Source organism: Mycobacterium sp. pR1184, from assembly GCF_041287235.1.
In the GTDB taxonomy this organism is placed as follows: Bacteria; Actinomycetota; Actinomycetes; order Mycobacteriales; family Mycobacteriaceae; genus Mycobacterium.
In genome coordinates, this window is sequence record NZ_JBGGKR010000037.1 from 1 (window position 1) to 314 (window position 314).

1 protein-coding gene is annotated in these 314 nt (G+C 66.2%); it reads right to left on the reverse strand.

Annotated features, from left to right (window positions below; translation table 11 throughout):
• Positions 1-314 (reverse strand): DUF222 domain-containing protein (locus tag ACAG21_RS28115; protein ID WP_370499517.1); only part of this gene is annotated, 314 nt, incomplete at both ends.

Here is a 314-nt window from a genome sequence, read left to right on the forward strand (position 1 = left end):
GGCGTAGTCGGTGATGTGGTGGACTTCGCAGTAGTAGCCGCCCACGGTGCAGCCGGGTGCGGTGCAGCCGCGGTCTTTGGCGTACAACACGATTCGTTGTCCCGGTGAGGCCAGGCGTTTGGAGTGATAGAGCGCAACCGCCGTGCCTTTGTCGAACACGGCGAGGTAGTGGTGGGCGTGGCGGGCCAGGCGGATCACGTCGCTGATGGGTAGGCGGGTGCCGCCGCCGGTGATCCCGTGTCCGGTGGCGGCTTCTAGCTCTTGCAGGGTGGTGGACACGATGATGGTGGCGGGTAGCCCGTTGTGCTGGCCCA